Raw genomic sequence first — 14,297 nt, forward strand, 5'->3', positions numbered from 1 at the left:
TTTTGCTCAGCTAAACATCGCAAGTGGGGCTTGCATGTTTTTCGGAAAGCTAATGGCATAAACGAGGCCTTTGCCTTCTTCACTTGTTACTTCAATATCTCCATTGAGTGTTTGTTTTACTAAGTTCAACGTAATGTGTGTTCCAAGGCCGCTGCCGCCTTGGTCACGTTTTGTTGTGAAGAAAGGGTCGAATAACTTTTCTAGTTGAACAGCGCTTACTCCGCGGCCATTATCGCGATATAAAATACGAACATCGTCGTTATCGTCGGTAATTTCAATATCAATGCTGCCTTTATCGATGCCTTCAAAACCATGAATGAGAGAGTTCATGATAAGGTTAGTAAATATCTGACTGATCGCACCTGCGGGTAAGTTGAGTGTCAGGTCTTCAGGGCATGAGATATTAATATCATGTTTGGTTTTCTTAATTTTTGGATGCAATGACCGAACAACCTCAGCAAGGTACTCTTTAAAGTTAATGGTACGAACTGCTTCACTGGCTTGATCCACCGCAATTTGCTTAAAGCTCGCCACCAGTTCAGACGCTCTATCTAAGTTAGTGGTCAATAAGCTGGTGCTTTGCTTCGCTTCATTGATAAACTCTTCAAGTGCCTTGGGTGATAAAGTTTTTGCCTGATATGACGCTTCTAATTGATGTAAGCGCTCCTGCAAGAATGACGTTGCAGTCACCCCAATGCCGACAGGCGTATTAATATCATGCGTAATACCAGCCACAAGCCCACCTAACGCCGCCATTTTTTCTGAGCCAACTAAGCGTTCTTGTGCCATATTTAGTTCGTCTAAATATCGTTCTAGTTCTTTTTGTTTGGTAAGCAGCTCTTGTTCCGTTTGTCGGCGTAAATCAATTTCTTCAGTAAGCGTTAGTTTTTGTTTCTCTAATTCATATTTTTGTTGCTGCAAGTCCATCATAGCTTGACTGAGGTTAGAAGTTTTTCTGGCGACTTCTTGCTCTAGTTGTAAGTTATGTTGGTCAAGTTTTTCATTACTTATCAATAATTCTTTTTGTGTTTGATCGAGTTGTTTTCGATATTCAGCGACTTTATCAATCAACTTGTTGAATGCTTCTTCCATCACTTTAAGTTCATTGCGCTCGCTTGTGCCAATGTCTATTCGCTGAGCGTCGATGTTGTCTAGCTCAAAATCTTCGACTTGATCGGTTAAATCAGTGAGAGGTTCAGTGAGGAGTCGTCTAAAAGCGATTAAAAATAAAATAATGAGAAAAGTCGTCTTGATCATGGCATTGCCAATCAAGAAATAAATCGAAATCATGATGCGGCTGAACACCACTTCACGGCTTGAAAATAAGGTTACGTCACCGACCTGAGTTGCTCTGCCAGAAAACTCAAAAATGAGTGGAAAAGTATAGCCGAATAAACCTGAGGGCGTGTCTTCAATGATGGCTTCTTCTTGAACTAGCTGCTGACTGTATAATTCATGAATATCGAGGGAGCGACCAAGTTGAGAGATTATTTCCCCACTATCGTCGCGAACAATGATCCCCTCTATCATTGGGATGGCGAGTAAACCTTCGGCTGTTGTTACGGTCTGTTTTGTGTTTAGTTCCCAAATAGCTCGAGTTAAGCTGCGGCTAAACGTTTTTTGCAACATCGTAAGTTCGTTGCGAATGTAGTCTTTGGTGTTGACGTACTCAGCAATGACTTGTCCACATGTGACAACGAATGTTAGTAAAAAGTAAACCGAAAGCACATTCGTGAGTAGCTTTTTTGATAGGCTTTTTTGTAGCATGAATGAACCTAGGCTCCTCAATTAAGTCAACAGCAAGATATATGTACTTAAACTTAGCTAATAAAGCCTTAAAAATAAATAAATATCTGACATTATTGCACACAATAGCAATATTAGATGAATATAAAGTTTAGGTACTTACTGATTTACTACTAAATATGTTATAAGTAGTTTTTTGCAATGTTATCGATGACTAAAAGATAAAAATATTTGATATGAGTTTTTCTATATTAGTGTGTGATGATTCAAGGGTAGCGCGAAAGCAAGTTGTTCGTTGTTTATCGTCTGCGCTAGATGCTGAAATCGCACAAGCTGAAAATGGTGTGCAAGCACTTGAAGTGCTCGAAGGCAAACAGATTGATTTACTCTGTTTGGATTTAACCATGCCTGAAATGGATGGTATTGGTGTGTTAGAAGCAATTAAGGCGAAAAAGATAGAAACATTCGTTGTGGTTATTTCTGCCGATATTCAGCCAGAAATGAAAGAGAGAGTCATTCGATTGGGGGCAATCGATTTTATTGAAAAACCTGTCACGCCTCAGTATTTATTGAACTTATTAACACAGTACGGTATTCGGTAAAACAGCAGAAATAACCTCTTTTCACTCATTTATAATATACATTCACTCGTTTCCTACTATTAACTTGAACAAAATGCATAAAGAATGTCTGTTTTTAGTGTTGACAGTTCGGCTACATTTCAGGCACTCTTGAATCATGAAAATAAAATTTAACACTTCGACCATTATTATTACAACCACCATCCAGTCTGGATAGTGGCATAGGTCGGTGCGTATTTAAAAGGCCTGTGTTCACTAAGAACACAGGCCTTTTTTCGTTTTTGGAATGAGGAAAATTACCATGATGCGAGTATTAAAATTTGGCGGCTCATCTTTAGCCGACTTTAAATGTTTACGGCAAGTACAGAATCTAATATTAAGCCAATCTGGAGATGAAGCATTAATTGTGCTTTCAGCGCCAGGAGGCATGACTGATCAGCTCGTTGAGTTAGCTGCGTTAGCAGAGCAAGGCGTGTCTTATGAGGAACAGTGGCAGGCTTTGGAGTCACGGGCTAAAGACCTACATCAACAAGTTGAAAAGCTGTATGGCGCAATCGCTCATTGGCCTGACTTTATGGCGCTGGCAAATAAATTGGCGGGCGTTAAGCTGCTACAACACTGCCCAGCCCAAGTAAGAGCATTTATTATAAGTTTTGGCGAAAGGGTTAGCTGCGCGCTTATGCAAACAATGCTAGGCAGTACACAAGCCAGCTATTTAGATGCGACCCACTGTATTTTAACGTCGGGTGGTTATTTAGATGCAGAAGTCGATTTAAAGGCAAGTAAATCACGCTTTGCGTCGGCGATGCGAGAACAGCCAAATAAATACTACATCATGCCGGGTTTCACAGGATGTGACCAACAAGGCGCATTAACTACGCTTGGCCGCAATGGTTCTGATTATTCTGCGGCCGTGGCTGCGGCATGTTTACAAGCGCAAGTATGTCAAATTTGGACTGATGTGGATGGTGTGTTTAACGCTGATCCAAGATTTATCAGCAAAGCCACCAAAGTCGATTGGTTATCGTATAAAGAAGCCATGGAGCTGTCATATTTTGGTGCCAAAGTACTTCATCCTAAAACTATCTTGCCTTGTGCTAAGGCTGGCGTACCGTGTGAGATTAAAAACACCCACAACCCGGACGTACCAGGTTCTGTGATCAGTAATGAGCGACGGGGTGATGAGCAAGTCAAAGCGCTGTCAAGCTTAGATGAACTTGCGATGTTAACCGTTTCAGGCCCTGGTATGAAAGGGAAGGTCGGGATGGCATCTCGGGTATTTAATGCCCTTGCCCAAGATAATGTATCGATTGTATTGATCACGCAGTCTTCGTGTGAATTCAGTATTAGTTTTTGCGTTCATGAAGCCGATTTAAATTTGGCGCTTAGTGCACTGGAGTCTGCTTTTGAACTGGAGTCGCAAGCTGGTTTAATCGAGCCAGTGCAAGTACAACGTGACTTAGCAATAGTGACACTGGTGGGAGATAACATGAAAGCCCATAAAGGGCTAGCGGCCAAGTTTTTTGCTTCGTTGGCACAAGCACAAGTAAACATTGTTGCAATTGCGCAAGACTCAACAGAAAGTGCAATTTCAGCGGTGGTTGATGGCAGCTTATGTAATGATGCGGTGAAGGTATGCCATGAAAACTTCTTTACTCATGTTCCTTCAATAGATGTTTTCTTACTCGGCGTTGGTTTAGTTGGTCAGGAGCTGATCAAGCAATTGCAAAAACAACAGCAGTGGCTACAAAACCGTAATATAAAGCTTAACTTATATGGGGTAGCAAACTCTCGTCAACTTTACTTAAACGCAGACGGTGTGCCGTTTGATAATTGGCATGGTGAATTGGAGCAACAGCAAGCCGGTTTTGCTTTGGATAAGCTAGAGGCCTTTGTTAAAGCCAACCATCTTATTAATCCAGTGATCGTAGATTGTAGTTCTTCTCAACAGCTTGCTGATCAGTATTGTGACTTTCTTGAAGCAGGCTTTCATGTTGTGGCCGCGAATAAAAAAGCCAACACGGGAAGTTATGCATATTATCAAGCATTAAATAATGCGGCTCAAAAGAAGCAACGTAAGTTCTTGTATGAAACGAATGTGGGCGCGGGACTACCTGTATTAGATAATTTACAACTGTTGTTTGGTGCGGGCGACGAATTACTCTCGTTTAACGGGATTTTATCGGGCTCTCTGTCATACATGTTTGGTGCGCTGGAAGACGGATTAAGTTTATCAGAAGCGACGGCAAAGGCGAAAGCGAATGGTTTTACAGAGCCTGATCCAAGAGATGATTTATCAGGTACAGATGTGGCACGTAAGCTTTTGATCATTGCACGAGAGTCGGGCTTGGCTTTAGAGCTGTCTGATATTGAAGTGGAGCCAGTGGTAAGTGACGCTTTTGCACCAGGCACATCGGTAGACGAGTTTATGGCTAAGCTACCTGAACTGGATCATGATTTTGCGCAACGGGTTCAAGCAGCAGCAGAAAAAGGTCAGGTACTAAGGTACGTCGGCAGTATTGATAACGGTCATTGTAAGGTAGGGATTGAGGCAGTTGATAAAGCAAATGCATTATATGATATTCGTGATGGCGAAAACGCCTTGGCGATTTTAAGCCAATATTATCAGCCTCGGCCTTTTGTTATTCGAGGTTATGGTGCCGGTGCTGAAGTGACTTCTGCGGGTGTCTTTGCAGATATTTTAAAAACACTGTCTCGCTAGGGGTAAATAATGATGATTTCTATATATGCGCCTGCCTCGATTGGTAATTTCTGTGTTGGCTTTGACTCTTTAGGCGTCGCACTTGCGCCAGTTGATGGCACGTTATTGGGCGATATTGTCCATGTAGAAGCTGCAGAGAAAGATCAGTTTTCATGTATTGGCCCGTATGCTGACAAATTACCTTCTGAAGCAGAAGAAAACTTAGCATATCAGTGCTTAGTGCATTTTCGCGAACATGTTGCTTTAGATATGCCACCCGTATCGTTGGTATTAGAGAAGCGCTTGCCTATTGGTTCCGGATTAGGCTCTAGTGCGTGCTCAGTGGTAGCAACATTTGCTGCACTTAATAAATTTGCACATACCGCGCTTTCTCAAGAGGCATTAATTGAACTGATGGCTGATTTTGAAGGTAAAGTGAGCGGAGCACGTCATTATGACAATATCACACCGTGTTACTTGGGAGGATTGCAACTCACCGCTGATTTGGTACCGAATAAGGCCATGAGTTTGCCCGTTGATGAAGCATGGTATTATGTTGCTGCCTATCCTGGCTTTTCGTTAAATACCGCCAAAGCAAGAGCGGTGATGCCTGATAGTATTAGTAGCCACGACAGTGTTGAGTTTGCTCAGCGTTTGTCGAGCTATTGCTTATTAATGCAGAGCGCGCGTTTTGATGAAGCACTCGCATTGATGCAAGATACGATGGCAGAACCGTATCGGCAAGGTTTAATTACTGGCTACAGTGATGCAAAAGCAGCGCTTCCTGAGTTAGGTGCTGAACTGGTGAGTATTTCTGGAGCAGGGCCCACATTATTTACGATTTGTAAAACATTAAACGCGGCGGAGCAATGTCAAGCTTGGCTGCGTCAGCATTATATCAATGAGCATGGCTTTAGCCATATTTGTAAATTAGACAACCAAGGCACTCGAGCTATTTCTTTAGGAGCTAAATCATGAACCTCGTAAACTTAAAAGATGAACAACAGCAAGTATCGTTTACTGACGCGGTAAAAACGGGGTTAGGGCGTAATCAGGGGGTATTTTTTCCAACAGACTTGCGCAAGTTAGATAATATTGATGCTTTACTCGAATTGCCATTTGCAGAACGAAGTACTGAGATCCTAGCGCATTTGATTGGGGATGAATTACCAAAAGATACACTTGCGGAAATGGTCACTCGTGCTTTCAATTTCCCTGTTAAACTCGAAAAGGTCGATAGTAAAAACTATTGCCTAGAGCTTTTTCATGGACCAACCCTTGCTTTTAAAGACTTTGGTGGTCGGTTTATGGCTGAATGTGTTGGTTTGTTTAATCAAGGTGAACGCGTCACGATTTTAACTGCCACGAGCGGAGACACCGGTGCTGCTGTAGCACATGCGTTCTATAATAAGCCCAATGTTGACGTCGTGATCCTTTATCCAGAAGGAAAAATTTCCCTCGCGCAACAAAAACTGTTCACTACACTTGGTGGCAATATTCATTGTTATGCGGTGAATGGCAGTTTTGATGATTGTCAGGCGTTAGTGAAGCAAGCTTTTTTAGATGATGAGCTGAAAAGTAAACTTGGTTTAAACTCTGCCAACTCTATAAATATAAGTCGCTTGGTTGCTCAAGTGTGTTATTACTTTGAGGCATTGGCACAGTTACCTAAAGCAGAGCGAGGTAATGTTCATATTTCGGTACCAAGTGGTAATTTCGGCAACGTATGTGCCGCTATGATTGGTTCTGTGATTGGATTACCGATTAAAAAATTGTCGGCGACGACCAATCAGAATGACACAGTACCTCGATTTGTCACTTCTGGTAACTGGGATCCAAAAGCGACGCTTGAGTCTCTTTCTAATGCAATGGATGTGAGTAAACCTAATAATTGGCCTCGTGTCCAAAGCATGATCGACAGTGATAAATTTGACAAACATGATTTTTATTCACGTAGTATTTCTGAACAGGTGACTGCGAGTGTTATGCAGGATATTGCTAATTTAGGCTATATTGCAGAGCCACATACTGCGATTGCGTACGAAGGGCTTAAACTCGATCAAGATGATAATAGCACCGGTATATTTCTGGCCACGGCACATCCAGCTAAATTCAAAGAGTCGGTGGAAGAGGTATTAAATCAACAAATATCAATGCCTGATGTATTACAGAGCGCTTTAGATAAAGCCTGTTTAGCTCAGCCTCTCGAAGCAGATTATAAACAGTTGAAAGCGGCAATGTTTGAGACCTTGTTAGTGTCATAAAGCCTGATGCTAAGCGTGTATATTGTCCCTTAAGGGCTGGGTTCTCCAGCTCTTACATTTATAACTTTAATTCACCGCGTTTTATTTATTTAATTTATTAATGTTTAAATAAAAAAATATCATTGCATAAACACTGTGAAATAAATTCAATCCCTGTTTAAATATGCTCAAGCCTATACAATAGGCATAACACGCATTAGAGCGTACAATACGGCTTTTATACCTTTACGTGCACCTAGGAGACCCCATGTTAGAACGTAACATGAATATTGCAGATTTTGACCCAGAATTATTTAACGCGATTGAGCTTGAAACGACTCGTCAAGAAGAACACATTGAACTTATCGCGTCTGAAAACTATTGTAGCCCACGCGTTCTTGAAGCGCAGGGTTCACAGTTAACAAATAAATACGCAGAAGGTTACCCTGGTAAGCGTTACTATGGCGGATGCGAGCACGTAGACGTTGTTGAGCAATTGGCGATTGATCGTGCAAACGAATTGTTTGGTTCTACTTACGCAAACGTTCAGCCTCACGCTGGTTCTCAAGCAAACGCCGCTGTATTTTTAGCTTTATTAGACGCGGGTGATACTGTGCTAGGTATGAGCCTTGCGCATGGCGGTCATTTAACGCACGGTTCTCACGTGAGCTTTTCGGGCAAGTTGTACAATGCAGTGCAGTATGGACTGAATGAAGCAACGGGCGAAATTGATTATGAGCAAGTTGAAGCTCTCGCGCTTGAGCATAAGCCTAAAATGATCATTGGTGGATTCTCTGCTTATTCTGGTATCGTTGATTGGGCCAAGTTCCGTGAGATTGCAGATAAAGTAGGCGCTTACTTATTTGTCGATATGGCGCACGTCGCAGGTTTAATTGCTGCGGGTGTTTACCCAAGCCCTGTGCCTCATGCACACGTGGTTACAACTACGACGCATAAAACACTAGCGGGCCCTCGCGGTGGTTTGATCATTTCAGCGTGTGACGACGAAGCTATTTACAAAAAGCTTAACAGTGCGGTATTCCCAGGTGGTCAAGGTGGCCCTCTGTGTCACGTTATTGCAGCAAAAGCAGTGGCATTCAAAGAAGCATTACAACCAGAGTTTAAAGCGTACCAAACACAAGTTGTTAAAAATGCGCAAACAATGGTGTCTGTATTGCAAGAGCGCGGTTATAAGGTGGTATCAGGTAAAACAGAAAACCATTTATTCTTACTTGACCTTATCGACAAAGATATCACTGGTAAAGATGCAGATGCTGCATTAGGCCGCGCGAATATTACTGTTAATAAAAATTCAGTGCCAAATGACCCACGTTCTCCATTTGTAACCTCAGGTCTACGTATTGGTTCACCTGCTATTACACGTCGTGGTTTCAAAGAAACTGAGTCTCGTGAGTTAGCGGGTTGGATCTGTGACGTGCTTGATAATATCAATGATGAGACAGTTCAAGCGGACGTGAAAGAGAAAGTAAAAGCTATCTGCGCTAAATTACCGGTTTACGCATAATTTAGCTCACAAAAACAGAGATTTTTGATATCATTAAGGCCGCTATATAGCGGCCTTTTTTGTATCCAGTTAAAAGTGAACAACTATGCATTGCCCATTTTGTACCGCCAAAGATACTAAAGTGATTGATTCGCGCCTGGTGAGTTCAGGTCATCAAGTCCGTCGTCGTCGAGAGTGTATTGAATGCCATGAGCGCTTTACTACTTTTGAAGGGGCGGAACTCGTCATGCCGAGAGTGATCAAGCAAGATGGCTCACGAGAACCATTTAATGAAGATAAACTCATCAATGGGTTACACCGAGCGTTAGAAAAACGACCAGTAAGCACTGAACAAGTTGATGAGGTGATCCACGAAATTAAGTCAACTATTCGAGCAACAGGGGAGCGTGAAATCCCCAGTCATATGATAGGCGAATGCATCATGGAAGCGCTCAAAAAGCTAGATAAAGTGGCTTATGTTCGTTTTGCATCGGTATACCGTTCATTCGAAGATGTACGAGAGTTTGGTGAAGAAATAGCGAGGCTTGGGGATTAATGGCGTTTAGCAGTCAAGATAAACACTATATGGCGCGTGCAATCGAACTGGCAAAACAAGGTCAGTATACGACAACACCTAATCCAAATGTAGGGTGTGTTATTGTTAAAAATGACGTGGTAATTGGTGAAGGGTTTCATCAACGTGCGGGCGAACCGCATGCTGAAGTTCATGCACTGAAAGCGGCTGGCAGCCGAGCAAAAGGGGCAACAGCCTATGTGACTTTGGAACCGTGTAGCCATTATGGGCGGACACCGCCTTGTGCCGAAGGACTAATAAAAGCCGGAGTTGCACGTGTTGTTGCTGCCATGGTTGATCCTAATCCTCAAGTTGCAGGTCGTGGCTTGGCCATGCTGGAAGAGGCCGGTATTGAAACTGGGTCGGGTTTGCTTGAAACGCAAGCTAAAGCATTGAATGATGGCTTTTTAAAGCGTATGGAAATTGGCTTGCCATTTGTTACGTGCAAGTTAGCGGCATCTGTTGACGGAAAAACGGCCCTAAATAATGGCGAAAGTAAATGGATAACCTCAGCACAAGCGCGCCGAGATGTGCAAATTTTTAGAGCGCAAAGCTGTGCTATTTTAACCGGAGCAGATACGGTTTTAGCCGATGATGCTAAGTTGAATGTGCGAGAAACGGAGTGTGATATCACTTTGCCTAAAGGCACTTCACTACGCCAACCAATACGGGTTATTTTTGACTCTCAAAATCGTTTGACGCCAGCGCTTGCGTTATTTCAATTTCCATCCCCCGTTATTATTTTGAGAACATCACTTGATAATACACAGCAATGGCCGCACTTTGTAGAGCAAGTGGTTGTGCCAAACAGTGGCGAAAAGATTGATTGTCAGAGTGTTCTTTCACTATTAGCTGAGCGCGGGGTAAATCGGGTTTGGCTAGAGGCTGGAGCAACGCTCGCCGGGGTTTTTCATCAGCACAACTTAATTGATGAATTTGTCGTTTATCTTGCGCCAAAAATTATAGGGCATGATGGGCGAGGGCTATTTAATACCCCAGAGTTAACACATATGAATGAAATAACAGCACTTAATTTTACAAGTGTTGAACGAGTTGGTGATGATATTCGTTTAACACTTCGAGCAGATTCATAGAGGCATTATGTTTACAGGAATAATCGAAGCAACAGGCACCCTGACAGAGTTAGTTTCGAAACAAGGCGATTTAACTGTCCGTGTGACAAGTAATACCTTAAATATGCACGATGTGAAGTTAGGCGACAGTATTGCTACTAATGGTGTTTGTCTTACGGTAGTTGAAAAGTTCAATGATGGCTTTAAAGCTGACCTTTCTAATGAAACGCTTCAATTAACATTGTTCGCGCATTATAAGCTGGGTCAAAAGGTTAATTTAGAAAAAGCATTGCAACCTATCTCTAGACTCGGTGGTCATTTAGTTTCAGGGCATGTGGATGGTATCGCGACGATAGACAGTGTGTATAAAAATGCACGAGCGACAGAATATTGGCTGAAAGCACCTGAAGAGTTGATGAAATATATTCCTTACAAAGGATCCGTCGCGATAGATGGCATTAGCCTTACGGTCAATGAGATAAAAGAGAATAAATTTAAGCTGACAATCGTACCGCATACTGCACAAGAAACAACAATTGTGGACTTTCAAGTTGGCACCCAAATTAATTTAGAAGTTGATCAAATATCTCGGTATTTAGAGCGTCTAATACAAGGCACTCATACCCCAACATCTGAATCGACTCTCACAACGAATTTGTTAGCCAAAGCGGGCTTTATTAAGTAACCCGGTAGCAAATCAAAAAAGATAGGTAAATTATGAATTTAAATAGCGCACAAGAGATCATTGAAGACATAAAAGCCGGTAAAATGGTTATTTTAATGGACGATGAAGACCGAGAGAATGAAGGGGATTTAATCATTGCTGCTGAACATATTTCAGCGGATGCCATCAATTTCATGGCAACACATGGTCGAGGCTTAATTTGCTTAACAATGACTCAAGAGCGTTGTCAGCAGTTAGATTTACCGCTGATGGTTCGCAACAACGGTGCTCAATTTTCAACAAACTTCACAATGTCGATAGAAGCAGCCAAGGGCGTAACGACTGGAATTTCAGCTGCAGATCGTGCTCGTACAGTTCAGGCCGCAGTTGCCAAAGGGGCTGTACCACAAGATATTGTGCAGCCAGGACATATATTCCCAATCATGGCTCAGGCTGGCGGAGTTTTAACTCGTGCAGGTCATACGGAGGCTGGGTGTGACCTAGCGCGTTTAGCTGGTTTAGAAGCTTCTTCAGTGATAGTTGAAATCTTAAATGCTGACGGAACTATGGCGCGACGCCCACAATTAGAAGTATTTGCCAAAGAGCATGATATTAAAATCGGCACTATCGCTGATTTAATTGAATACAGAAACTTGAACGAAACCACCATAGAAAAAGTAGCACAGTGTAAACTACCTACTGAATATGGCGAATTCGATTTGGTGACATATAAAGATACGATTGATAACCAACTTCACTATGTAATGAAACGTGGAGAAGTGAATGCTGATGAGCCGACATTGGTTAGAGTGCATTTACAAAGTACGTTTAATGATGTGTTGCTATCAGACAGAGGCGCAGACAGAAGCTGGAGCTTGCATGGTGCGATGAAGCATATCAGTGACAACAATGGTGTACTTGTGATCTTAGGCAAACAAGAAAACCCTGCAGATATTGAATCTATGGTAAAAGCATTTGCAGCTGAAGATGCTGGCGAAAGTGTTAATTTACGTAAATTCCAAGGTACATCACGCACTGTTGGCGTAGGCTCGCAAATTTTAGCGGATCTGGGGATCCAAAAAATGCGCTTGATGAGTATGCCGAAAAAATATCACGCCTTGTCTGGCTTCCACCTAGAAGTCGTGGAATACGTTGAACCTAAGTAGCAATAAATAACGCATATTTGGGTAGGGTTAAAGGTTGTTTAGGTAGACGTAAAGTTGTGCTATTATGCGCACCAATTTGGCAATTGCTCATACCAAGTAGCTTATAACATAAAAGGGCTGCTGTGGTATTACACAAGATTAGGATCATCTAATGAATATTATTGAAGGTAATAAGTACGCACCAGGCAAAAAATTTGCCATTGTCATTTCTCGTTTCAATGACTTCATCGGAAGCAGCTTACTTGATGGCGCTGTTGATGAATTAAAGCGTACTGGCGGCGTAAGTGATGAAGATATCACCGTGGTCTATGTACCTGGCGCTGTTGAGTTACCCCTTGCGGCTAAACGCATTGCAATGAAAAAAGAGTTTGATGCAATAATTGCACTGGGTGTGATTATTCGTGGCGGAACACCGCACTTTGATTTGGTTGCAAATGAGTCGAACAAAGGACTTGCATGTGTTTCATTAGATTATGATATCCCGGTTGCATTTGGTGTGTTAACAACTGAAAGCATTGAGCAAGCCATTGAACGTGCGGGAACAAAAATGGGCAACAAGGGTGGCGAAGCTGCACTTGGTGCGCTAGAAATGGTTAACGTACTCGATAAAATTTAAGAGGAACATCAGTGAAACCAGCAGCAAGACGCAAAGCGCGCGTATTAGCACTACAAGCCGTTTATTCATGGCAATTAAGTGGCAACCCAATTGGTGATATCGAGCAACAAATGTTGATTGAAAACGATGTTACCAAAGTAGATGTTGAGTATTTTAAAGACTTAGCGCGTGGCGTTGCAGTTAATCAAAAGCAGCTTGACGAAATTGTTACACCACATTTATCACGTCCTTTTGATGATTTAGATATGGTTGAGCGAGCAGTTCTTCGTGTAAGTGCATATGAACTGAAATTCCGTGAAGATGTTCCTTATAAAGTTGCTATCAATGAAGGCATTGAACTGGCAAAGATATTTGGTGCAGAAGACAGCCACAAGTTTGTGAATGGTGTGCTAGATAAAGCGGTTAAAGATATCCGCAAGTAACGGGCAACCAAAAGGAGAGCCGGCATTGGCCGGCTTTTTTGTGTATGAAGGAATTTGAATTAATCAATCGCTACTTTACTGGACGTGGTGTTACGCGCCGGGATGTTGATGTAGGGATTGGTGACGATTGTGCTTTGGTGAATGTGCCTGATAATTGTCAACTCGCAATTACAACTGACACATTAGTGGAAGGTGTCCACTTTTTTGCTGATATTCCCCCTCGAGCTCTAGGACATCGAGCGCTTGCTGTTAACTTAAGTGATTTAGCCGCAATGGGAGCAGAACCAACTTGGGTTTCTCTGGGTTTGACTCTTCCTAAAATAGACCCTGAGTGGTTAGAAGAGTTCACTGAAGGTATGCATGAAATAGCTGAATATTTTAATGTTCAGATTATCGGTGGAGATACAACTCAGGGGCCACTGACCATTACAATATGTGCGAAAGGAACTGTCCCTAAAGGTAAAGCACTGACACGCTCAGGTGCTAATGTCGGTGATTGGATTTATGTCACGGGCAACTTAGGTGATGCGGCATTAGCCATTGAAAGCCGTAAAAACAATTGGCCATTGAGTGAGTCTGATGCAGCCTCTGCGCTGAAAAAGTTTCACTACCCTTCGCCACGTGTCGCAGCAGGTCAAGCATTAAGAGGCATCGCTTCTTCTGCGATAGATATTTCCGATGGACTACTTGCTGATTTATCACATATTTTACGACGTTCAGGTGTTACTGCGCAGATCCATGCTGATAAAGTACCTATGTCAGACGCATTACGTCATAGTATCCCCCAGGATCAAGCGTTAAAGTTAGCACTCGCCTATGGCGATGACTATGAGCTGTTGTACACTGTTTCACAAGACAATAAGCTTATAATGGAATCCAAGCTCCACCAGTATGGCGTTGAACCAATATGTATTGGTCAAATTCAGGCGGGCAGTGACGACATTGAATTATTATACGACAACCAACCTTGGCTTTTACCTGAGTCAGGTTTTGAGCATTTTAGTTAG

The 14,297-nt window shown here is 42.4% G+C and carries 13 protein-coding genes; 12 read left to right on the forward strand and 1 reads right to left on the reverse strand.

Annotated elements, in window-relative coordinates; genetic code table 11:
* Window positions 1–6: 6 nt before the first annotated feature.
* Window positions 7–1,767: a sensor histidine kinase gene (locus BGP78_RS15920; RefSeq protein ID WP_119862304.1), complete on the reverse strand. Its 1,761-nt coding sequence runs from the start codon at window positions 1,765–1,767 to the stop codon at window positions 7–9.
* A gap of 215 nt (window positions 1,768–1,982) precedes the next feature.
* Here BGP78_RS15920 and BGP78_RS15925 point away from each other — a divergent pair, with 215 nt between their 5' ends.
* The 12 genes from BGP78_RS15925 to thiL all read left to right on the forward strand — a co-directional run bounded on the left by BGP78_RS15925 (window position 1,983) and on the right by thiL (window position 14,297).
* The gene (locus BGP78_RS15925) at window positions 1,983–2,348 is read left to right on the forward strand and encodes a response regulator (RefSeq protein ID WP_119862305.1); all 366 of its coding nucleotides are present in this window, start codon (window positions 1,983–1,985) and stop codon (window positions 2,346–2,348) included.
* A 283-nt stretch (window positions 2,349–2,631) separates the two neighbouring features.
* A complete protein-coding gene (thrA, locus tag BGP78_RS15930; RefSeq protein ID WP_119862433.1) occupies window positions 2,632–5,049 on the forward strand; it encodes a bifunctional aspartate kinase/homoserine dehydrogenase I in 2,418 nt (805 codons plus the stop codon).
* A 12-nt stretch (window positions 5,050–5,061) separates the two neighbouring features.
* Complete coding sequence (thrB, locus tag BGP78_RS15935; protein WP_119862434.1) at window positions 5,062–6,006, forward strand: homoserine kinase; 945 nt, start codon at window positions 5,062–5,064, stop codon at window positions 6,004–6,006.
* The gene (gene thrC, locus BGP78_RS15940; RefSeq protein ID WP_119862306.1) at window positions 6,003–7,292 is read left to right on the forward strand and encodes a threonine synthase; all 1,290 of its coding nucleotides are present in this window, start codon (window positions 6,003–6,005) and stop codon (window positions 7,290–7,292) included. Before thrB ends, thrC begins: the two co-directional genes overlap by 4 nt.
* A gap of 247 nt (window positions 7,293–7,539) precedes the next feature.
* Window positions 7,540–8,796 (forward strand): serine hydroxymethyltransferase, encoded by a 1,257-nt coding sequence (gene glyA / locus BGP78_RS15945; RefSeq protein WP_119862307.1) that lies wholly within the window; start codon window positions 7,540–7,542, stop codon window positions 8,794–8,796.
* Window positions 8,797–8,881: 85 nt separating this feature from the next.
* Entirely contained in the window at window positions 8,882–9,331 is a 450-nt protein-coding gene (gene nrdR / locus BGP78_RS15950; protein ID WP_010362359.1) for a transcriptional regulator NrdR, read from the forward strand.
* Complete coding sequence (ribD, locus tag BGP78_RS15955; RefSeq protein WP_119862308.1) at window positions 9,331–10,443, forward strand: bifunctional diaminohydroxyphosphoribosylaminopyrimidine deaminase/5-amino-6-(5-phosphoribosylamino)uracil reductase RibD; 1,113 nt, start codon at window positions 9,331–9,333, stop codon at window positions 10,441–10,443. The genes nrdR and ribD overlap by 1 nt, the downstream gene beginning before the upstream one ends.
* 7 nt (window positions 10,444–10,450) lie before the next feature.
* Window positions 10,451–11,107 carry a riboflavin synthase gene (locus BGP78_RS15960; protein WP_119862309.1) on the forward strand — a complete coding sequence of 219 codons (657 nt, stop codon included), beginning with the start codon at window positions 10,451–10,453 and terminating at the stop codon, window positions 11,105–11,107.
* Between the two features lie 32 nt (window positions 11,108–11,139).
* Complete coding sequence (ribBA, locus tag BGP78_RS15965) at window positions 11,140–12,252, forward strand: bifunctional 3,4-dihydroxy-2-butanone-4-phosphate synthase/GTP cyclohydrolase II (RefSeq protein WP_119862310.1); 1,113 nt, start codon at window positions 11,140–11,142, stop codon at window positions 12,250–12,252.
* A 151-nt stretch (window positions 12,253–12,403) separates the two neighbouring features.
* Window positions 12,404–12,868, forward strand: coding sequence for a 6,7-dimethyl-8-ribityllumazine synthase (ribE, locus tag BGP78_RS15970; RefSeq protein ID WP_119862311.1), 465 nt, complete (start codon window positions 12,404–12,406; stop codon window positions 12,866–12,868).
* 11 nt (window positions 12,869–12,879) lie between these two features.
* Complete coding sequence (gene nusB, locus BGP78_RS15975) at window positions 12,880–13,290, forward strand: transcription antitermination factor NusB (protein WP_010362354.1); 411 nt, start codon at window positions 12,880–12,882, stop codon at window positions 13,288–13,290.
* Window positions 13,291–13,334: 44 nt separating this feature from the next.
* The gene (thiL, locus tag BGP78_RS15980; RefSeq protein ID WP_119862312.1) at window positions 13,335–14,297 is read left to right on the forward strand and encodes a thiamine-phosphate kinase; all 963 of its coding nucleotides are present in this window, start codon (window positions 13,335–13,337) and stop codon (window positions 14,295–14,297) included.

Source organism: Pseudoalteromonas sp. MSK9-3, from assembly GCF_003590335.1.
Lineage (GTDB): Bacteria > Pseudomonadota > Gammaproteobacteria > Enterobacterales > Alteromonadaceae > Pseudoalteromonas.